The following is an 18,927-nucleotide window of genomic DNA, read 5'->3' as shown; positions in this document are numbered from 1 at the left end:
CCGGGCCTGGCACGATGGCAGTGTGACCGCTCCGCTGACTCCGCCTCCGCCGCCGCATGAACACTCCCCGCACAATGCCTGGCAGGCTTCGCCCGTTCCCGGACACGGGGCTCCGCCCGCTTATCCGGCCGCGTATGAAGCCTCGTACGGACAGGACGGCCCCGGGATGAAGACCGAAGTGCGAGAGGCCGCCGTGATCACCGTGGTGGTGGCGGTCGCCGGGGTGCTGCTCGGGGTGCTGTGGTGGTGGCTGGCGCCGCATGTGCCGCTGATCGCGGACGACAGTGCGGTGTATCTGAAGGACACCGAGGGTGAGCAGGCCATCGGGGTCGATGGAACGTTCACTTTGCTTGCGCTGGGGTTCGGTGCGGTGAGCGCGCTGGTCGTTTTCCTGGTGCGGCGGCGTGGGGGCGTGCCGTTGGTCGTCGCGCTCGCCGTCGGGGGGTTGCTCGGGTCGCTGCTGGCCTGGCGGGTCGGGGTCTGGCTCGGGCCCACGCAGAACGTGGTCGCGCATGCGAAGGCTGTGGGCAAGGGGGTCACGTTCTCCGCGCCGTTGAAGCTCGGGGCCAAGGGGGCGTTGCTCACGTGGTCCCTGGCCGCGCTGGTGGTCCACCTAGGGCTCACCGCCCTGTTCGGGCCGCGGGACCCCGATCCGTACCAGAGCCCGTACGGGGCGCCTCCCGCGCCTCCGGCTGGGTAGGCACCCGGCGCCGGGGCGATCGCGGGCGTTTTTCCGACCCTCCGCGCCCCTGCCCGTCCGTGCCTGGGGCTCTGCCAGGGCCCCGTTCGCGCAGTTCTCCGCGCCCCTTTCAGGGGCGCGGAGCCCCCTGGTACGGGTGAGGGGTCACGCCGGTCGGCGGCCGTGGTTGGAGCGGCCCTTCTTGGTGCGCCACTTGCGTTTCCGTGTTTTCTTCGACATGTCCCTTTTGCTTAACCGAGGACGGGACGGACGTCGAGGGGTCACGCACGGGCGACAGGCGCGCAGACCGCTTCCGTGAGGCTCGCCAGATCGACGGGGGCGAGTTCGACCTCCAGGCCGCGGCGGCCCGCCGAGACGCAGATCGTGGTGTGCGCGGAGGCCGAGGAGTCCAGCACGGTGGGGAGCTTCTTGCGCTGGCCCAGGGGAGAGATACCGCCGCGGACATAGCCCGTCGTGCGTTCGGCCGCCGCCGGGTCCGCCATCGCCGCGCGCTTCCCGCCCACTGCCGTGGCCAGGGCCTTCAGGTCCAGGGAACCGGCCACCGGGACCACCGCGACGACGAGCGAGCCGTCCACGTCCGCCACCAGGGTCTTGAAGACCCGCTCCGGCGAGACGCCCATCGCCTCGGCGGCCTCCTCGCCGTAGGAGGGGTGCGCCGGGTCGTGCTCGTACGCGTGGACCGTGTACGGGACTCCCGCCGCGGTCAGGGCCACCGTCGCCGGAGTTCCCCCGGACTGCTGCTGTTTCTTCGACTTCTTCGCCATCGAGGATTCCGGCCTCAGTTCAGACTCGTCGGGCCGCGCGTCAGGTCCGACGCCGGCAACGACGGCAGATTACGGATGATCGCGGTCTCCGCGCGCAGGAGTTTCAGCTCCTCGCGCAGCCGCGTCGCCGTGTCCGGGGCCTGGAGCAGCCGCTGCTTCGCCGGAATGTCCAGCATCGCGGCAGCCGCGACGAGGTAGGAGACCACCGCCGGTTCGTCCGGCAGGTCCGCGCCGGTCGACAGCGAGCGCTCACGGGCGCCCGCGAGGCGCTTCTGATACTGGCGGAAGGCCCGCAGGACCCCCTCGGCGAGCGCCCCGGCCTCCTCGCCGGGGTCCTCGGGCAGCTCCTCCAGCTCGGCCGTGAGGAAGGCGCCGGACGCGTCCACCGACAGCAGCCGTACGCGTGTCGTGCCCGTCGCCAGTACCTCGAAGCTGCCGTCGGCGCGCTCCCGGATGGTCGCCGCGTCCGCGATGCAGCCCACCTCGTGGAAGGCCTTCGCCGGATCGTCGCCGAAGCCGGCCGCGGGCCCGCGTTGGGGCACGGCGGTCTGGTCCGGCATGCCGGGCGCGGTGGGCGCGACCTCGTGGCCGTCGCGGATGGCGACGACGGCGAACCGGCGTTCGTCCTCGGGGGTCTTGAGCAGATCGCGCATCATGGCGCGATAGCGCTCCTCGAAAACGTTCAGAGGAAGCACGAGCCCCGGGAACAGGACCGAGTTCAGGGGGAAGAGCGGGAGCCGGACGGTGGTCACGACGCGAAAGCCTAATGGTCGCCGGAGCGGGCGCGTCTGTCGTGCCCATTCCGTGGATGCAGGGGCATGCCGGAAGCGACCTCCAGGCGGACACCGTCGCGCAGCTCCAGGAACTGGCCGAGCGGGTCGTCCGACACCCGGTCCCAGGGGAACGAGGTGGCGTACGGACCGATCAGGCGGAGCTGCTCCAGGGCGTCCGTCCAGCGCTCCAGCCGGATCAGCACATAGGTGAGGAGGTTGCGGACCTCCGCGGGCCAGGCATCGGCGGCGCCGTACGTCGCGGAGACCGCGATCGCGAGGTCGGCTGCTGCGTCGAGGCGCTCGCGCGGCACCGCCGCACCGCCGCCCTCGGTCAGATACGCGAAGGCCGCGCGCACCGGCAGCGCCTGCACCAGGGAGCCCGGCAGCGCGTCCTGCGCCGCCCGCTCGGCGAAGTCGAAGCACTCGCGGTGCGAGCCGTACCAGGCGGCCGACAGGTACTGCAGGGCGGCCACATGGCAGCCGTAGTGGTGCGGGGAGCGCCGTACGGCCTCGCCCCACAGCTTCTCGAACTCGGTGTGCCCGGCATGTGTGCCGCGGGCGTGGTCGAGCGCGATCCGCCAGGGGACCGGATCGCGCGGATCGCCCTCGGCGGCGGCGAGGACCAGCGGGCCGACCTGGCGCAGCAGCTCGACGCGGGCGGGCGACTCCCAGCCGCGGCGCACCGCGAGCTCGGCCTTGACGAGCAGCGCGTCCGGGTCGTGCGCCGAGGCTTCCTGCCAGTCCCGGAGCCACTGGTCACGGAAGCGCGCGAACGTCGCGAGGCGCATCGCGTACCGGTCGCGGTTCTCCCACTCGGCGGCCTCTCGCGTGGTGGCGAGCAGCTTGGCGGCGGGGCCGTGTTCGCCGCGGCCCGCCGCGACGAGCGCGGGACCGAGGCGCTCGTCCGGGGCGTCGAGCAGTACCTCGTCGTCGGCGGGCAGTCCGTCGGCGAGGCGCGAAGTGTTCCTGACCATCCGTGCCGTACGGATGAACGCGCGCAGCAGAACCATGGTGAAGACCATTGAAAGCCGCAGGTCGGAGGTGTGCCAGAGGCGTACGGTGACGCTTTCGTAACCGTCGATTGGTTGTATGCCGAGCGGTCAAGGGCGAGTAAAAGGTGACTGTTGTTCACCTGTTCGATATCTGTGCGGAAAGCTGCCGCCTCAGCCGCGATCCGGCCATCGCTTCGGCTGCCCTTCTGCGCGGGGAACTGCTCGCGTCAGCCGCGCCGCAGCAGCCGCGTCGCCCCCGCCGCCACCGTCGTCGCCAGGATCCAGCCGAGGAGGATCACCACCGCGGCCAGCCATTGCCAGCCGCCGCGCAGCTGCCAGAAGCCGACCTGGCCGAGGTCGATCACCGGTAACAGCAGGTCCAGGGCGAACAGCGAGGCGTTCCACGGCGGATGCCCGTCACCGTTGATCGGCGGATGGCTGGCGTGCGAGAAAGCGATCGATGTCGCCGCCCACAGCACCGCCATCCACAGCGCGGCCCGCCCGGGCCGGTATCCGTAGGCGACCGTCCAGTCCTGCGCGTACCCCCAGAGCTTGGCGGCGAGCGGCAGGGTCTCGCGGCGGCGGCGCTGCTTGGCGAGCAGCACCTCTCGCGCGTCCTCGTCCTCTCCGCAGTTGCGCAGCACGGTGGCGAGGCGCTCGTACGGCTCCGGGTTGTACTCGGCGGTCGCCGCCGCCACCCACTCCAGCCGCCGGGTCAGCGGGAACGCGCCCTGCGGTACGAGGCTCTCGTACACGAAGCCGCCCATGTGGAGGCTGCCGGGCGCCGGCCAACTGGACGCGCTGTCCACCAGATTGGCGACCCGCGCGCCCGACAGGACCACCTTGCCGCGCTCGGGTCTCTCCCCGAGGAAGCGCAGCTCGGGCGTCTGGACCCGGCGCAGCGAAAGCTCCTGGTCGTCGTCGAAGACGAATCGGGCCCGCTCGAAGTCGACCGCGTCCCCGAAGCGCCCGTCGTCGAGGCGGATCCCGCCCTGGCACTCGAACTGCTGCACCAGCGTGCCGCGCGCCGGGGTCGTGCCGCTGGTCAGCAGTGGATTGCCGACGCCCGCGGGGGTCATGTAGAGCGTGCGGTTGACGGTGAGCTGGGGGGCGTTCAGGGCGAGCCGCGTGTACGGGTTGTTCAGCTTGCTGCCGCGCAGGCTCAGCGAGACACCGACGGTGGCGCCGCGCAGACTCAGCTCGCCGTGCGACTCCAGCATCTCGGCCTGGAGGTCCTGCCCCACGGTCATGCCGTCGCAGGTGAGCGAGCGCCCACGCCGGTCCCGGTAGACCACGGCCTGGTTGAGCAGCAGATCTGTGCCGATGTGCGCGTCGGTCAGCCGGACGCCGTTGTGGAACCGGCAGCGCGGCAGATGCAGATCGCCCTCGGTGTGCACCCGGGCCGCCTCCAGGCGCGGCACCGAGCAGTCGACCAGGCGCAGGGTCTGGAACCGCGCCTCCGGCAGCAGGATCTCCTTCTCGAACCGGCACCCCTTCATCTCGACGTACGGCACCACGGTGCCGCCCGCGAGGTCGAGGACGTCGGTGATCTGCACGCCGGTCAGTTTCAGGGAGGAGACCCGGCCCTGGAGGGCGGGCGGGCCGTCGAGGAGCAGCCACGCCACGATCCGTGCCCGGACGCTGCGCTCGGGGCCCCAGGGATGGCCTCCGTGCGGATCGTCGACGGTCGTGCTCCCGCTGCGCAGGTCGTACACGCTGCCGTTGCGGAAGGCCTGCCACATCCCGGCTTCGGCGGCGGTCAGTTCGTCCGGCAGGTCCCCACTGCGGATGCCGGCACCCTCGGTCACGGCACTTACCTTCCTCCCCAGCTACTCGCGGGTTTCGTACAACCGTCCAATGCCCGCTCAGTGACGGCCCGAACGCTACTGGTGAAGGGGATCTTCCGCGGAACCGAAGGTGGCCGGTATCAGCCACTCACCAGCCGGAACACGGCGGTGCACGGCGTGGGGTCAGCCACGGTTCCCGGCGTCGGGTCAGGCATGGTTCCCGGCGTTGTATCAGCCATTGATACGGCCGTCCGGCGTCTTATCGCCGTCTGAGAGAATTGGGACCGTGATCTCCCGAATCGATCTGCGCGGCGACGCCCTCCCCGAGGGCTCCGCCCTGCGCGACCTGCTGCCCCGAGCCGACTTCGACGTTCAGGCCGCCCTGGAGAAGGTGCGTCCGATCTGCGAGGCCGTGCATCATCGGGGCGACGCGGCGCTGATCGACTACGCGGAGAAATTCGACGGCGTACTGCTCGAATCCGTACGGGTTCCGGCCCAGGCCCTCGCCGAGGCCCTGGAGCGGCTCGACCCGGCCGTGCGCGCGGCCCTGGAGGAGTCCATCCGCCGTGCCCGCCTGGTCCACCGCGAGCAGCGCCGTACGGCGCACACCACCCAGGTGGTGCCGGGCGGCTCGGTCACCGAGAAGTGGGTGCCGGTCGAGCGCGTCGGTCTGTACGCGCCGGGCGGACGCTCCGTCTACCCCTCCTCCGTGATCATGAACGCGGTCCCGGCGCAGGAGGCCGGTGTCGCGTCCATGGCCCTCGCCTCCCCGCCGCAGAAGGAATTCGGCGGGCTCCCGCACCCCACGATCCTCGCCGCCTGCGCGCTTCTCGGTATCGACGAGGTGTACGCCGTCGGAGGCGCCCAGGCCGTCGCGATGTTCGCGCACGGCACCGAGTCCTGCGCCCCGGCCAACATGGTCACGGGCCCGGGCAACATCTGGGTCGCCGCCGCCAAGCGGTACTTCACCGGCAAGATCGGCATCGACGCGGAGGCCGGTCCCACCGAGATCGCGATCCTCGCGGACGAGACCGCCGACCCGGTGCACGTGGCCTCCGACCTGATCAGCCAGGCCGAGCACGACCCGCTGGCCGCCGCCGTCCTCGTCACGGACTCCCTCCCGCTCGCGGAAGCCGTCGAGAAGGAGCTGGAACCGCAGGTCGCGGCCACCAAGCACATCGAGGACCGGATCGTCCCGGCGTTGAACGGCAGGCAGTCCGCGATCGTGCTGGTCGACGGCGTGGACGAGGGCCTGCGGGTCGTCGACGCGTACGGCGCCGAACACCTGGAGATCCAGACGGCGGACGCGGCGGCCGTCGCGGACCGGGTGAAGAACGCGGGCGCGATCTTCATCGGTCCCTGGGCGCCGGTCTCGCTCGGCGACTACGCGGCCGGCTCCAACCACGTCCTGCCCACCGGCGGCTGCGCCTGCCACTCCTCGGGCCTGTCCGTCCAGTCCTTCCTGCGCGGCATCCACATCGTCGACTACACGAAGGACGCGCTGGCGGACGTGGCGCATCACGTGGTGACGCTGGCGGAGGCGGAGGACCTGCCCGCGCACGGCGCGGCGATCAAGGCTCGGTTCGGTTGGAAGGTTCCTGAAGGCAAGTGACTGGCATCGACGATCTCCCCGTACGGGACGAGCTGCGCGGCAAGTCCCCCTATGGCGCGCCCCAACTCGACGTCCCCGTACGGCTGAACACCAACGAGAACCCGTACCCACTGCCCGAACCGCTCGTCGAGCGGATCGCCGAGCGGGTGCGCGAGGCCGCCCGCGACCTCAACCGCTACCCGGACCGGGACGCGGTCGAACTGCGCACGAAGCTCGCCGAGTACCTGACGAAGACCGGCAAGCACCGGGTCGGCATCGAGAACGTCTGGGCGGCCAACGGCTCCAACGAGGTCATCCAGCAGCTCCTGCAGACCTTCGGCGGACCCGGCCGTACGGCGATCGGCTTCGAGCCCTCGTACTCGATGCACGCGCTCATCGCACGCGGCACGGGCACCGGGTGGATCGCGGGTCCTCGCAATGAGGACTTCACGCTCGACGTCGCGGCCGCCGCACAGGCCATCGCCGAGCACCGGCCGGACGTCGTCTTCATCACCACCCCCAACAACCCCACGGGCAACGCGGTCCCGCCCGAGGTGGTCCTCGCGCTGTACGACGCCGCGCAGGCGGCGAAGCCGTCGATGGTGATCGTGGACGAGGCGTACATCGAGTTCAGCCACGGCGCCTCGTTGCTGCCGCTGATCGAAGGTCGGCCGAATCTCGTCGTCTCGCGGACGATGTCGAAGGCCTTCGGCGCGGCGGGGCTCCGCCTCGGCTACCTCGCCGCGCACCCGGCCGTCGTGGATGCCGTCCAGCTCGTACGGCTGCCGTACCACCTGTCGGCCGTCGCGCAGGCCACGGCGCTGGCCGCCCTGGAGCACACCGACACGCTGCTGGGGTACGTCGAGCAGCTGAAGACCGAGCGGGACCGGCTGGTCGCCGAACTGCGTGCGATCGGGTACGAGGTGACCGAATCCGACGCGAACTTCGTGCAGTTCGGGCGATTCGAGGACTCCCACACCGCCTGGCAGAAGATCCTCGACCGGGGCGTTTTGGTCCGGGACAACGGCGTACCGGGGTGGCTGCGGGTCTCCGCCGGAACCCCCGCGGAAAACGACGCGTTCCTCGACGCGGTACGTGAACTGAAGAAGGAGCAGAGCGCATGAGCCGCGTAGGACGTGTCCAGAGAACGACGAAGGAGACGTCGGTCCTCGTCGAGATCGATCTCGACGGGTCCGGCAAGGTCGATGTGTCGACGGGCGTCGGCTTCTACGACCACATGCTCGACCAGCTCGGCCGGCACGGTCTGTTCGACCTGACCGTGAAGACCGAGGGCGACCTGCACATCGACTCGCACCACACCATCGAGGACACCGCCCTCGCGCTGGGCGCCGCCTTCAAGCAGGCGCTCGGCGACAAAGTGGGGATTTATCGATTCGGCAACTGCACGGTCCCGCTGGACGAGTCGCTCGCCCAGGTGACCGTCGACCTCTCGGGCCGCCCGTACCTCGTGCACACCGAGCCCGAGAACATGGCGCCGATGATCGGCGAGTACGACACCACGATGACCCGGCACATCCTGGAGTCCTTCGTCGCCCAGGCCCAGATCGCGCTGCACGTGCACGTGCCCTACGGGCGCAACGCGCACCACATCGTGGAGTGCCAGTTCAAGGCGCTGGCCCGAGCCCTGCGCTACGCCTCCGAGCGCGACCCGCGCGCCGCCGGAATCCTCCCCTCCACGAAGGGCGCGCTGTGACCGGCCTGTCGAGCATCCTGATCGTCGTAGGACTCTTCCTCCTCGGCGGCATCTACTCCTTCGTCAAGCAGCAGATGCCCAAGAGCCTCATCGTGCTGCTCTCCATCGGCGCCGCGATGTGTCTGGTCGCGGGCGTCATGAGGCTGGAGGTGTGGAATTGAGCGCACCCAAAAAGGTCGTCGTCTTCGACTACGGCTTCGGTAACGTCCGCTCCGCCGAGCGCGCCCTCGCGCGCGCGGGGGCCGACGTGGAGATAACGCGCGACTTCGACACGGCCATGAACGCGGACGGCTTGCTGGTGCCCGGCGTCGGCGCCTTCGCCGCCTGCATGAAGGGCCTGAAGGACGCCCGCGGCGACTGGATCATCGGCCGCCGCCTGTCCGGTGGCCGCCCGGTCATGGGCATCTGCGTGGGCATGCAGATTCTCTTCGCGCGCGGAATCGAGCACGGCGTGGAGACCGAGGGCCTCGACGAGTGGCCCGGCACGGTCGCACCGCTGCAGGCCGACATCGTGCCCCACATGGGCTGGAACACGGTCGAGGCGCCGGTGGGTTCCCAGCTCTTCGCGGGGCTCGACGCCGACGCGCGCTTCTACTTCGTCCACTCCTACGCCGTCCACGACTGGTCCCTCGAAGTCGCGAACCCGGCGATGCGCAGCCCCCTGGTCACCTGGTCGACGCACGGCAAGGCCTTCGTGGCAGCCGTCGAGAACGGCGCCCTGTGGGCCACGCAGTTCCACCCCGAGAAGTCCGGCGACGCCGGAGCGCAGCTGCTGAACAACTGGATCGGAACCCTCTGATGGCTTCGAAGCTCGAACTCCTCCCCGCCGTCGACGTCCGCGACGGCCAGGCCGTCCGCCTCGTCCACGGCGAGTCCGGGACCGAGACGTCCTACGGCTCTCCTCTTGAGGCCGCCCTCGCCTGGCAGAGCGCGGGCGCAGAGTGGCTGCACCTGGTCGACCTGGACGCCGCGTTCGGCACCGGTGACAACCGCGCGCTGATCGCCGAGGTCGCCAAGGCGATGGACATCAAGGTGGAGCTGTCCGGCGGCATCCGCGACGACGACACGCTCGCCGCCGCGCTCGCCACCGGCTGCACCCGCGTGAACCTCGGCACCGCCGCCCTGGAGACCCCCGAGTGGGTCGCCAAGGTCATCGCCGAGCACGGCGACAAGATCGCGGTCGGCCTGGACGTACGCGGCACGACCCTGCGCGGCCGTGGCTGGACCCGCGACGGCGGCGACCTCTACGAGACGCTGGAGCGCCTCAACAAGGAGGGCTGCGCGCGGTACGTGGTGACCGACATCGCCAAGGACGGCACGCTCCAGGGTCCGAACCTGGAGCTGCTGAAGAACGTGTGCGCGGCGACGGACCGCCCGGTGGTGGCGTCGGGCGGGGTGTCCTCGCTGGACGACCTGCGCGCCATCGCCGAGCTGGTGCCCCTCGGTGTCGAGGGCTCGATCGTCGGAAAGGCCCTGTACGCCAAGGCGTTCACGCTGGAAGAGGCCTTGGAGGCGGTAGCCCGGTGAGCGACGTTCGACGCGTCCGGACCGGCGCGCCCTGGGAGGACGCCTTCGGCTACTCCCGCGCGGTGGAGCTGCCGAACGGCCTGGTGCTGGTCTCCGGCTGCACCTCCGTGATAGACGGAGCGATCGTCGCGGGCGACCCGCACGAGCAGGCGGTCAACTCGTTCAACGTCGCGCTCCAGGCGCTGGAGCAGCTCGGCCTCGGCCGCGACGACGTCGTCCGTACGCGCATGTACATCACCCATGCCCGGGACGTGGAGGAGGTCGGGCGCGCTCACAAGGAGCTGTTCGACGCCGTCCGTCCCGCCGCATCCATGATCATCGTCTCCGGCCTTGTGGACCCGCGTCTGGTCGTCGAGGTCGAGGTGGAGGCGTTCCGAGGAGCGCAGTCATGACCCTTGCCGTACGAGTCATCCCCTGCCTGGACGTGGACAACGGCCGGGTCGTCAAGGGCGTGAACTTCCAGAACCTGCGGGACGCGGGCGACCCGGTCGAGATGGCCAAGGTGTACGACGCCGAGGGCGCCGACGAGCTGACGTTCCTGGACATCACGGCGTCCTCCGGCAACCGCGAGACCACGTACGACGTGGTGCGCCGTACGGCCGAGCAGGTCTTCATCCCGCTGACCGTGGGCGGCGGTGTGCGCACCGCCGAGGACGTGGACAGGCTGCTGCGGGCGGGCGCCGACAAGGTCGGGGTGAACACCGCCGCGATCGCCCGGCCGGATCTCATCCGTGAGATCGCCGAGCGGTTCGGGCGGCAGGTGCTGGTGCTCTCGGTGGATGCCCGGCGTACCGAGGGCGGTTCCTTCGAGGTCACCACCCACGGCGGGCGCAAGGGCACCGGTATCGACGCCGTCGAGTGGGCGCACCGGGCCGCGGAGCTGGGCGCGGGGGAGATCCTGCTCAACTCGATGGACGCGGACGGCACGAAGGACGGCTACGACATCGAGATGATCGAGGCCGTACGCAAGCACGTGACCGTGCCACTGATCGCCAGCGGCGGCGCGGGGCGGCTCGCCGACTTCCCGCCGGCCATCGCCGCGGGCGCCGACGCGGTGCTCGCCGCCTCGGTCTTCCACTTCGGGGATCTGCGGATCGGTCAGGTGAAGGAGACGTTGCGGGGAGCGGGACACCCCGTTCGCTGACGTCCGTCTTCTTCAAGCTGACGTCCGTCTTTTTCAAGGGGTGTCGCCGAGCCCCGGTCACTGGGTGGCCGGGGCTTCCTTCTGGGCAGATGTGAAAGGAAAATTGCGCAATTTTTCTTGCGCAATTTTTCTTTCACATCTAGCGTGAGGGTCATGGCAAGCAAGGAGAACCGTCGGATCACCGACATGGGCACGCTCAAGGCGATCGCCCATCCGCTGCGGATGCAGCTGTTCCGTGCCCTGTTCGTCGCGGGCTCGGCCACCGCGTCGCAGTTGGCCGAGCGGGTCGACGAGGCCCCCTCGCTGGTCAGCTACCACCTGCGCAAGCTCGCCGAGCACGGGCTCATCGAGGAGGCCGAACCGCGGAGCGGGGACGGTCGCGAGCGCTGGTGGCAGCCCGCGTCGGACGGTGTGACCGTCCGCGACGAGGACTTCCGGGGCGCGCCCGAGAAGGCGGCCGCACACACCGCGTTCTCCCGGCTCCTCGTCGACCAGCGTGCCGACCTCTACCGGCGCTTCCTGGACGAGCGCCACGCCTGGGGCCCCGAGTGGAGCACCGCCACCGCCGACTCCGAGTCCACACTGCGGCTGACGGCGGCCGAACTGGCCGCGCTCAACGAGGAGTTGCTCACCGTCGTCAGGAAGTACGACGCGAAGGGCCGTGAGGACGAAGCGGCCGGTGACACCGAAGGGCGCGAGAACGTCGCGCTGCACCTGTACGGCTTCCCGTTCCGCGTCTGACTCGGCGTCTGAGAGGACCTGGCTCCGTGACCACGACCGTCATACCTCCGGCCCCCGCCACCACCGGCAGACCCGCCCACCGCGACGGCAACGTCCTGCGCTGGCTCGGCGCCTACGCCTCGTCGATGATCGGCGACAACATCTGCTACCTCGCCCTCTCCTGGGCGGCCGTGCAGTCCGGAACGCCCGCGCAGGCAGGGCTCGTGATGACCGTGAGCGCGGTTCCCCGGGCCCTGTTGATGCTCGGCGGAGGCGTGGTCGCCGACCGGTTCGGGCCGCGGAAAGTCGTCATCGGCAGTGACACCGTGCGCTGCGTCGCCGTGCTCGCCCTGGCCGCACTGCTGTTCGCGACCAGCCCGAGCCTGTGGCTGCTGGCCCTGCTCGCCGTCGTCTTCGGCACCGTCGACGCCGTCTTCATGCCCGCCGTGGGTGCCCTGCCGGCCCGCATCACGAGCCGGGACCAACTCGCCCGCGTCCAGGGCATGCGGGGCCTCGCGATCCGCTGCGCCAACGTGATCGGCGCACCGCTCGGCGGTCTCGGTGTGGCGCTCGGGGGAGCGGCGGCGGCCTTCGGGCTCGCGGGGATGCTGATCGCCGTGTCGGTGCCGCTGCTGATCTCCGTACGGATGCGAGAGCTGCCGGCAGGCGATGTGGACGGGGCAGTCGGGTCAAGTGCCCCGTCGGACACGGGACACACGGGGGTGGCTGCCGACACGGGGCACGCACGCGTGGCCGACGACCCGGGGCACGCACGGGTGGCTGCCGGCACGGGTCACACGCGCGTGGCCGGCGGCGAGGACGGTAGGGACGGTGAGGGTGCCGCACAGGGGCAGCCCGCACGGGCCACCGCCTGGCGGGACCTCCGCGAGGGGCTGCGCTACATCCGGCGCCACCGCGTCCTCGCCCCGCTCATCGCCGCCATCGCACTCGGCGACCTCGGATTCGTCGGGCCGCTGAACGTGGGCCTGACCCTGCTGGCCGACCAGCGCGGCTGGGGCGCGTCCGGGATGGGCTGGGTGCTCGCCGGATTCGGCACCGGCGCGGGGGCCGCCGCACTGCTGCTGACCGTGCGGGGACGGCTGCCGCACGCGGGACGTCTGGCCGCGGTGGCCATCCTGGCGGGCTCGGTCGCGATCGGTGCGCTCGCCTTCGTACCGAATGTCGCGGCGGCCATCGGGGTCGCCCTGCTCGTCGGGCTGCTCGCAGGGCTCAGCGGCGCCCTGTGCGGCGCGCTGCTGCAGACCCAGGCGGACCCCGCCTACCTGGGCCGGGTCAGCGCCGTCTCCGGCATCGTCAGCCTGGGTCTCGCCCCGCTCAGCATGCCGCTGACCGCAGCCGCGATCGGCTGGTGGGGCACCGGCCCCGTCTTCGTCGCCAGCGCCGCGGTCTGCGGCCTCGGCGGGGTCCTCGCCCTGTGCGTCGGACCCCTGCGCCGGGCCGAACTCCTCGCGTAGCGGTCAGAGCCCCAGCTGCTTCGTCTCGTGCAGCTTCGCGATCGCATCCTTGTCGCCGTCCAGCTCCACGTCGGCCACCTTCTGCCGTCCGTATGCGAACAGCAGCAGCTCCGAGGGCTCGCCGGTCGCCGTCACGACCGGCGTGCCCTTGTGCGCCACCACCGTCTGGCCGTTCGGGCGGCGCAGCACCAGGCCGGTCGGGGCGCCGCGGCCGGTCAGCCGGGCCGTGCGCTCCAGCCGGGACCACAGGGCGTCCTGGAAGACCGGGTCCAGCTCCCGCGGCGTCCAGTCGGGCTGTGCGCGCCGTACGTCCTCGGTGTGGACGTAGAACTCGATCGTGTTCGACGCCTCGTCGATCTGCTTCAGCGCGAAGGGCGAGAAGCGCGGCGGGCCCGTACGGATCAGCTGGATCAGCTCCTCGTACGGCTTCTCCGCGAACTCCGCCATCACCCGCTCCAGGCGCGGCGCGAGCTGCTTGATCAGGATCCCGCCGGCGGCGTCGGCGCGGCGCTCGCGGACCACCACGTGCGCGGCGAGATCCCGGGTGTTCCAGCCCTCGCACAGGGTCGGGGCATCCGGTCCCACGGCTTCCAACAGATCGGCCAGGAGGAGTCGTTCACGCTTGGCATGGGTCGACATGAGAATCAGCCTACGACCGACCCACCGGTCCGCCCAGTGGAGGACGGCGCGGACCCGCCGGTGGAGGGAGGCGAGGTCCGGCCTGTGGACAACGGTGAGGTCCGGCCTGTGGACAACCGCGGGGCACGTCCGTGCGGCGCGGCACAATGGCACCCATGACCAGCACGCCTCCGCCCAGCAGCCTGGACCCCGAGATCGCCGTGCGCCTCAAGCGCAGTGCCGACGGGCTCGTCCCCGCCATCGCCCAGCAGTACGACACCGGTGAGGTGCTGATGCTCGGCTGGATGGACGACGAGGCGCTGCATCGCACGCTCACCACGGGCCGCTGCACCTACTGGTCGCGCAGCCGACAGGAGTACTGGGTCAAGGGCGACACATCCGGTCACTTCCAGCACGTGAAGTCCGTGGCCCTGGACTGCGACGCCGACACGGTCCTGGTGAAGGTCGACCAGGTGGGCGCCGCCTGCCACACCGGCGCGCGTACGTGCTTCGACGCCGACGTCCTGACCGTACGAGAGGATGCCGTGTCCGACGTACAGCCCCTGGATCAGTAAGGTCAGCCGCCATGGACCTCGAGACGTTCCGCAAGCTGGCCACCGACCGGCGCGTGATCCCCGTCAGCCGCAAGCTCCTCGCGGACGGCGACACGCCGGTCGCGCTCTACCGCAAGCTCGCCGCCGAGCGCCCCGGCACCTTCCTCCTGGAATCCGCGGAGAACGGCCGCTCCTGGTCCCGCTACTCCTTCGTGGGCGTCCGCAGCCACGCCACCCTCACAGAGCGCGACGGCCAGGCCCACTGGCTCGGTACGCCACCCGTGGGCGTCCCCGTCGACGGTGATCCGCTCGCCGCCCTGCGCGCCACCATCGAGGCGCTGCACACCCCGCACGGCGAGGGCCTGCCCCCGTTCACCGGCGGCATGGTCGGCTATCTGGGCTACGACATCGTGCGCCGCCTGGAGAAGATCGGCCCCGGGGAGCGGGACGACCTGAAGCTCCCCGAGCTGACCATGCTGCTGACCAGCGACCTCGCGGTCATGGACCACTGGGACGGCTCGGTCCAATTGATCGCCAACGCGATCAACCACAACGACCTCGACACGGGCGTCGACGAGGCCTACGCGGACGCCGTCGCCCGCCTCGACGCCATGGAGGCCGACCTCTCCCGCGCGGTCTCGCAGCCGCCGGCCGCGCTGCCGCCCTCCGAGCTCCCCGAGTACACCGCGCTCTGGGGCGGCCCCGACTTCCAGGCGGCCGTCGAGGACATCAAGGAGCGCATCCGGGCGGGCGAGGCCTTCCAGGTCGTCCCCTCCCAGCGCTTCGAAACCCCGTGCGCCGCGAGCGCCTTGGACGTGTATCGCGTGCTGAGGGCGACCAATCCCTCCCCGTACATGTACCTCTTCCGCTTCGACGGCTTCGACGTCGTCGGCTCCTCCCCGGAGGCCCTGGTCAAGGTCGAGGACGGGCAGGCGATGGTGCACCCCATCGCGGGCACCAGGCCGCGCGGCGCCACCGTCCAGGAGGACCAGGCCCTCGCCGACGAACTGATCGCCGACCCCAAGGAGCGTGCCGAGCACCTGATGCTCGTCGACCTGGGACGCAACGACCTCGGCCGGGTCTGCGAACCCGGCACCGTGGAGGTCGTCGACTTCATGTCCATCGAGCGGTACTCGCACGTGATGCACATCGTGTCGACCGTGACCGGGCGGGTCGCGGCGGGCCGTACGGCCTTCGACGTGCTGACGGCCTGCTTCCCGGCGGGCACCCTCTCCGGCGCACCCAAGCCGCGCGCGATGCAGATCATCGACGAACTGGAGCCGTCCAGGCGCGGGTTGTACGGCGGCTGCGTGGGCTACCTGGACTTCGCGGGCGACTCCGACACCGCCATCGCCATCCGTACCGCCCTGCTGCGGGACGGCACCGCGTATGTGCAGGCCGGCGCCGGAATCGTCGCCGACTCCGACCCCGTCGCGGAGGACAACGAGTGCCGCAACAAGGCGGCGGCGGTGCTGCGCGCGGTGCACACGGCGAACCGACTCGGGCAGTAGACGGCCAACTGCCCTCGGTACTGGGACGAGGCTCACGTGAACCCCGGGTGACGGTTCGCCCGGGGTTCAGGCGATAGTGGAGTACGTGACTGGTGTCCCTCACCCCCGATCCGAAGCCGCCGGGCCCGCCCGGTCCGGCCGCCGCAGCCTCGCTGTCGCCCTGCTGGCCGGCGCGCTCGGCGCGGCCGTGGCCCTGCTGTCCACCCGGCAGAGCTGGTCGGAGGGCACCGCGACGGTGGCCGGCGGCGCCTTCCCGCTGACCGCCAAGGGCAGCGACGTCACGGGCGTGCCCGCGGCGCTCGCCATAGTGGGCCTCGCCGCGCTCGTCGCCGTCTTCGCCGTACGCAGCTCCGGCCGCCTCCTGGTCTCCGCGCTGCTCGCGCTCTCCGGCGCGGGCACGGTCGTCGCGGCCGTGCTCGGCGCGAGAGACAGCTCGGCGCTCGACGAGAAGGCCGCGGCGGCCTCCGGTAACACCGCCGCCACCGCGGACGCGCTCAGCCACACCGCCTGGCCGTATGTCACGGCCGCGGGCGGGGCGCTGATCCTCCTCGCCGGACTGCTCGCGCTGCGCTACGGGCGGCTGTGGCCCGCGATGTCGGGCCGCTACGAGCGTGACGGGACGCCCCGGCCGCGCAAGGCCAAGCCGGTCGACCCGGACCGCCCCGAAGATCTCTGGAAGGCGCTCGACCGCGGCGAGGACCCGACCGGGCCGGACCCGGCCGGGACCTAGGGGCTGTCGTTTGGATCCGGCCGGGGCTCGAGGGACCGGTTCGAAGGTCCGGCGCAAGGGACTTAAGTCCTGCCGTACCCGCGTCCCCAGGGTCCTTCGCCCCAGGACTTACGTCGTGACTTGGCGGAACCGACGCGCTAGCGGAGACCCCCCGCTCACAGCCCGGGCAGTTGTACGGGACAATGGACATCGAGTGTCCGACTCACACACGCACACAGCAACGAGGAGCAAGTCATGGCGGGCAGCAGCCACGGTCACACCCCGGCCGCCTGGACCGGTGTCATCATCGCCTTCATCGGTTTCTGCGTGGCGGGTGCCTTCATGGTGATGGCCAACCCGCTGGGCTTCTGGGCCGGCATGGTCGTCGTCGCCCTCGGCGGTGTCGTCGGCATGGCGATGCGGGCCGCGGGCCTGGGCCAGCCGAAGACCCAGCACGCGCAGCCCGCGCGCCCGGTCCGCGAGACCGTGGGCGCCGAGAGCTGATCGCCCCCAGCGCTTCGTGAGAGGCGGTCCCGGCGCAGCTGCCGGGGCCGCCTCTCCCGTGTGCACGGCGGGCGCGGTGTGCGGGGGAAGGGCAGAATGCGTGGGGTGAACGCAGAAACTCAGAGGGTGACGTGGGCCGCGGGCCCTGTCGTGCTGCGGCGGCTCGGCGTCCCCACCGGGGTGCTCGCGTCCGTCGTCGGCGGCTTCGCATACGTCGGGGCCGTCGACCCCAATCAGCCCGGGCACTACCCCGTCTGCCCGCTGCTGCGCTTCACGGGCCTGTACTGCCCCGGCTGCGGCGGTCTGCGCAGCGCGCACGCCTTCGTGCACGGGGACTTCGCGGCGGCGCTCACCGACAACGCGCTCGCCGTCGCGGGATACCTGGTCTTCGCGGTGGTGTGGACCGTCTGGGCGGTCCGCTCGGCGCGCGGCCGGCCGGTGCGGCTGGATCTCGGGCCGGTCCACCTGTGGAGCGTGGGCGCGTTGGTTCTGGTCTTCACCATTGTCCGGAACCTACCGTTCGGCGGCTGGTTGCATCCTTGATCAAGTGGCAAATGTCCAGGTAGTGGGACCGGCGTCAACCGGATGCGAGGGCTACGCCTTCCTCCGGATACCATCGCAGTGACCCGTCTTTTCCGTCCGAGGCGGTGAAACCGGGTCAGCTGCTCAACCGCTTCAACTGTCCACCGCAGGGAAGGGGGCCGCTCGCGTGAGTGTGCTCGACGAGATCATCGACGGAGTCCGTGCCGACCTCGCGGAGCGGCAGGCGCGCGTCAGCCTCGACGAGCTCAAGGAGCGCGCGGCGAAGGCTCCGGCTGCCAAGGACGGAGTGGCCGCGCTGCGTGGTGACGGCGTCAAGGTCATCTGTGAGGTCAAGCGCTCCAGCCCGTCCAAGGGCGCGCTCGCCGCGATCGCCGACCCGGCCGCGCTCGCCGCGGACTACGAGGCGGGCGGCGCGGCCGTCATCTCCGTCCTCACCGAGCAGCGCCGCTTCGGCGGTTCGCTCGCGGACCTGGAGGCCGTCCGCGCCCGCGTGGACATCCCGGTCCTCCGCAAGGACTTCATCGTCACGTCGTACCAGCTGTGGGAGGCCCGTGCGTACGGCGCCGATCTCGCGCTGCTGATCGTGGCCGCCCTCGACCAGTCGGCCCTGGAGTCCCTCATCGAGCGCGCCGAGTCCATCGGGCTCACGCCGATCGTCGAGGTGCACGACGAGGACGAGGCCGAGCGGGCGGTGGACGCGGGCGCGAAGGTGATCGGTGTCAACGCGCGCGACCTGAAGACGCTGAAGGTCGACCGTTCGACCTTCGACCGCGTCGCCCCCGAGATCCCGGCCCACATCGTCAAGGTCGCCGAGTCCGGTGTCCGCGGACCGCACGACCTGATCGCGTACGCCAACGCCGGCGCCGACGCGGTCCTGGTGGGCGAGTCGCTCGTCACCGGTCGCGACCCGAAGACGGCGGTCTCCGACCTCGTCGCGGCCGGGGCCCACCCCGCGCTGCGCCACGGACGGGACTGACCCGCAGGTGCCCACGCCGCCCCCCGCCGCTCCCCGTCCGGGCCCGAGCCCCGACGGCGGCTCGGCGTGCACGGGGGCGGCCGCGCCCGGTTTGGGCGCCGTCCTGGTTCCGGTCGCTGCGGCGGCCAGAGATCCCTATGCCCGCCTTGCCCGCGGCTGTCGTCCGCGAGGGTGCCGGGCGCCCGCACGGCGGGTGCACGGGCGCCGGGTTCGCTATGTCATCGGGGATGAGCCGGGGCAGGTCAACGGCATGCGATGGCCCGAGCGCGTACGCGCGCTCGCGCCCTGTGCGGCCCAGTTCACCCTGCGGGTGGGCTGAGCCGAG

General features: G+C 71.3%; 23 protein-coding genes. 18 read left to right on the top strand and 5 right to left on the bottom strand.

Annotated elements, in window-relative coordinates; genetic code table 11:
* Window positions 1-22: 22 nt before the first annotated feature.
* Window positions 23-700, top strand: a complete 678-nt coding sequence (locus ACIBK0_RS11345; RefSeq protein WP_399078111.1) for an AAA family ATPase — start codon at window positions 23-25, stop codon at window positions 698-700.
* Between the two features lie 260 nt (window positions 701-960).
* Here ACIBK0_RS11345 and ybaK read toward each other — a convergent pair whose 3' ends face one another.
* From ybaK to ACIBK0_RS11325, 4 genes are all read right to left on the bottom strand, one after another.
* A complete protein-coding gene (ybaK, locus tag ACIBK0_RS11340) occupies window positions 961-1,464 on the bottom strand; it encodes a Cys-tRNA(Pro) deacylase (protein ID WP_399078109.1) in 504 nt (167 codons plus the stop codon).
* A gap of 14 nt (window positions 1,465-1,478) precedes the next feature.
* Window positions 1,479-2,216: an LON peptidase substrate-binding domain-containing protein gene (locus tag ACIBK0_RS11335; RefSeq protein ID WP_399078107.1), complete on the bottom strand. Its 738-nt coding sequence runs from the start codon at window positions 2,214-2,216 to the stop codon at window positions 1,479-1,481.
* An 11-nt stretch (window positions 2,217-2,227) separates the two neighbouring features.
* Window positions 2,228-3,259 carry a hypothetical protein gene (locus ACIBK0_RS11330; RefSeq protein WP_399078105.1) on the bottom strand — a complete coding sequence of 344 codons (1,032 nt, stop codon included), beginning with the start codon at window positions 3,257-3,259 and terminating at the stop codon, window positions 2,228-2,230.
* A gap of 197 nt (window positions 3,260-3,456) precedes the next feature.
* Window positions 3,457-5,037, bottom strand: coding sequence for an oxidoreductase (locus ACIBK0_RS11325; protein ID WP_399078103.1), 1,581 nt, complete (start codon window positions 5,035-5,037; stop codon window positions 3,457-3,459).
* Between the two features lie 265 nt (window positions 5,038-5,302).
* On the opposite strand from ACIBK0_RS11325, the gene hisD reads away from it, so the two are divergent.
* From hisD to ACIBK0_RS11275, 10 genes are all read left to right on the top strand, one after another.
* Entirely contained in the window at window positions 5,303-6,628 is a 1,326-nt protein-coding gene (hisD, locus tag ACIBK0_RS11320; protein ID WP_399078101.1) for a histidinol dehydrogenase, read from the top strand.
* Window positions 6,625-7,731: a histidinol-phosphate transaminase gene (locus ACIBK0_RS11315; RefSeq protein ID WP_399078099.1), complete on the top strand. Its 1,107-nt coding sequence runs from the start codon at window positions 6,625-6,627 to the stop codon at window positions 7,729-7,731. The genes hisD and ACIBK0_RS11315 overlap by 4 nt, the downstream gene beginning before the upstream one ends.
* A complete protein-coding gene (hisB, locus tag ACIBK0_RS11310; protein ID WP_189187718.1) occupies window positions 7,728-8,321 on the top strand; it encodes an imidazoleglycerol-phosphate dehydratase HisB in 594 nt (197 codons plus the stop codon). The genes ACIBK0_RS11315 and hisB overlap by 4 nt, the downstream gene beginning before the upstream one ends.
* On the top strand, window positions 8,318-8,482 hold the full coding sequence (locus ACIBK0_RS11305; RefSeq protein ID WP_189187717.1) for a hypothetical protein: 165 nt from the start codon (window positions 8,318-8,320) through the stop codon (window positions 8,480-8,482). The genes hisB and ACIBK0_RS11305 overlap by 4 nt, the downstream gene beginning before the upstream one ends.
* The gene (hisH, locus tag ACIBK0_RS11300; RefSeq protein WP_399078096.1) at window positions 8,473-9,120 is read left to right on the top strand and encodes an imidazole glycerol phosphate synthase subunit HisH; all 648 of its coding nucleotides are present in this window, start codon (window positions 8,473-8,475) and stop codon (window positions 9,118-9,120) included. The genes ACIBK0_RS11305 and hisH overlap by 10 nt, the downstream gene beginning before the upstream one ends.
* A complete protein-coding gene (gene priA, locus ACIBK0_RS11295) occupies window positions 9,120-9,848 on the top strand; it encodes a bifunctional 1-(5-phosphoribosyl)-5-((5-phosphoribosylamino)methylideneamino)imidazole-4-carboxamide isomerase/phosphoribosylanthranilate isomerase PriA (protein WP_399078094.1) in 729 nt (242 codons plus the stop codon). The genes hisH and priA overlap by 1 nt, the downstream gene beginning before the upstream one ends.
* Window positions 9,845-10,240, top strand: coding sequence for a RidA family protein (locus ACIBK0_RS11290; protein ID WP_399078092.1), 396 nt, complete (start codon window positions 9,845-9,847; stop codon window positions 10,238-10,240). The genes priA and ACIBK0_RS11290 overlap by 4 nt, the downstream gene beginning before the upstream one ends.
* Complete coding sequence (hisF, locus tag ACIBK0_RS11285; protein WP_399078089.1) at window positions 10,237-10,992, top strand: imidazole glycerol phosphate synthase subunit HisF; 756 nt, start codon at window positions 10,237-10,239, stop codon at window positions 10,990-10,992. Before ACIBK0_RS11290 ends, hisF begins: the two co-directional genes overlap by 4 nt.
* A gap of 153 nt (window positions 10,993-11,145) precedes the next feature.
* Window positions 11,146-11,733 carry an ArsR/SmtB family transcription factor gene (locus ACIBK0_RS11280; protein ID WP_399078087.1) on the top strand — a complete coding sequence of 196 codons (588 nt, stop codon included), beginning with the start codon at window positions 11,146-11,148 and terminating at the stop codon, window positions 11,731-11,733.
* Between the two features lie 26 nt (window positions 11,734-11,759).
* Window positions 11,760-13,187: an MFS transporter gene (locus ACIBK0_RS11275; protein ID WP_399078085.1), complete on the top strand. Its 1,428-nt coding sequence runs from the start codon at window positions 11,760-11,762 to the stop codon at window positions 13,185-13,187.
* 3 nt (window positions 13,188-13,190) lie between these two features.
* Here ACIBK0_RS11275 and ACIBK0_RS11270 read toward each other — a convergent pair whose 3' ends face one another.
* Entirely contained in the window at window positions 13,191-13,826 is a 636-nt protein-coding gene (locus ACIBK0_RS11270; RefSeq protein ID WP_399078083.1) for a TIGR03085 family metal-binding protein, read from the bottom strand.
* Window positions 13,827-13,981: 155 nt separating this feature from the next.
* On the opposite strand from ACIBK0_RS11270, the gene hisI reads away from it, so the two are divergent.
* The 7 genes from hisI to trpM all read left to right on the top strand — a co-directional run bounded on the left by hisI (window position 13,982) and on the right by trpM (window position 18,921).
* Window positions 13,982-14,380 carry a phosphoribosyl-AMP cyclohydrolase gene (gene hisI / locus ACIBK0_RS11265; RefSeq protein ID WP_399078081.1) on the top strand — a complete coding sequence of 133 codons (399 nt, stop codon included), beginning with the start codon at window positions 13,982-13,984 and terminating at the stop codon, window positions 14,378-14,380.
* Between the two features lie 11 nt (window positions 14,381-14,391).
* Window positions 14,392-15,870 carry an anthranilate synthase component I gene (locus ACIBK0_RS11260; protein WP_399078079.1) on the top strand — a complete coding sequence of 493 codons (1,479 nt, stop codon included), beginning with the start codon at window positions 14,392-14,394 and terminating at the stop codon, window positions 15,868-15,870.
* A gap of 76 nt (window positions 15,871-15,946) precedes the next feature.
* Complete coding sequence (locus tag ACIBK0_RS11255) at window positions 15,947-16,600, top strand: TIGR02234 family membrane protein (protein WP_399078077.1); 654 nt, start codon at window positions 15,947-15,949, stop codon at window positions 16,598-16,600.
* Window positions 16,601-16,834: 234 nt separating this feature from the next.
* Window positions 16,835-17,083 carry an HGxxPAAW family protein gene (locus ACIBK0_RS11250; RefSeq protein WP_399078075.1) on the top strand — a complete coding sequence of 83 codons (249 nt, stop codon included), beginning with the start codon at window positions 16,835-16,837 and terminating at the stop codon, window positions 17,081-17,083.
* Between the two features lie 96 nt (window positions 17,084-17,179).
* Window positions 17,180-17,626 carry a DUF2752 domain-containing protein gene (locus tag ACIBK0_RS11245; protein ID WP_399078072.1) on the top strand — a complete coding sequence of 149 codons (447 nt, stop codon included), beginning with the start codon at window positions 17,180-17,182 and terminating at the stop codon, window positions 17,624-17,626.
* Between the two features lie 166 nt (window positions 17,627-17,792).
* Window positions 17,793-18,602: an indole-3-glycerol phosphate synthase TrpC gene (trpC, locus tag ACIBK0_RS11240; protein WP_399078070.1), complete on the top strand. Its 810-nt coding sequence runs from the start codon at window positions 17,793-17,795 to the stop codon at window positions 18,600-18,602.
* Between the two features lie 7 nt (window positions 18,603-18,609).
* Window positions 18,610-18,921 carry a tryptophan biosynthesis modulator TrpM gene (trpM, locus tag ACIBK0_RS11235; RefSeq protein ID WP_399078068.1) on the top strand — a complete coding sequence of 104 codons (312 nt, stop codon included), beginning with the start codon at window positions 18,610-18,612 and terminating at the stop codon, window positions 18,919-18,921.
* Window positions 18,922-18,927: the final 6 nt, after the last annotated feature.

This window comes from Streptomyces sp. NPDC050564 (assembly GCF_044457265.1).
Lineage (GTDB): Bacteria > Actinomycetota > Actinomycetes > Streptomycetales > Streptomycetaceae > Streptomyces.
The sequence above is the reverse complement of the archived record's forward strand: the minus strand, read 5'-3'. Positions and strand labels throughout refer to the sequence as shown.

Bases quoted from the DNA above. Each gene is read 5' to 3' on its own strand.
- hisB (WP_189187718.1), top strand. From the start codon at position 7,728: ATGAGCCGCGTAGGACGTGTCCAGAGAACGACGAAGGAGACGTCGGTC.
- ACIBK0_RS11270 (WP_399078083.1), bottom strand. From the start codon at position 13,826: ATGTCGACCCATGCCAAGCGTGAACGACTCCTCCTGGCCGATCTGTTG.
- ACIBK0_RS11330 (WP_399078105.1), bottom strand. From the start codon at position 3,259: ATGGTCTTCACCATGGTTCTGCTGCGCGCGTTCATCCGTACGGCACGG.
- ACIBK0_RS11245 (WP_399078072.1), top strand. From the start codon at position 17,180: ATGCGTGGGGTGAACGCAGAAACTCAGAGGGTGACGTGGGCCGCGGGC.
- ACIBK0_RS11260 (WP_399078079.1), top strand. From the start codon at position 14,392: ATGGACCTCGAGACGTTCCGCAAGCTGGCCACCGACCGGCGCGTGATC.
- priA (WP_399078094.1), top strand. From the start codon at position 9,120: ATGGCTTCGAAGCTCGAACTCCTCCCCGCCGTCGACGTCCGCGACGGC.
- ybaK (WP_399078109.1), bottom strand. From the start codon at position 1,464: ATGGCGAAGAAGTCGAAGAAACAGCAGCAGTCCGGGGGAACTCCGGCG.
- ACIBK0_RS11280 (WP_399078087.1), top strand. From the start codon at position 11,146: ATGGCAAGCAAGGAGAACCGTCGGATCACCGACATGGGCACGCTCAAG.
- ACIBK0_RS11250 (WP_399078075.1), top strand. From the start codon at position 16,835: ATGGCGGGCAGCAGCCACGGTCACACCCCGGCCGCCTGGACCGGTGTC.
- hisI (WP_399078081.1), top strand. From the start codon at position 13,982: ATGACCAGCACGCCTCCGCCCAGCAGCCTGGACCCCGAGATCGCCGTG.
- hisF (WP_399078089.1), top strand. From the start codon at position 10,237: ATGACCCTTGCCGTACGAGTCATCCCCTGCCTGGACGTGGACAACGGC.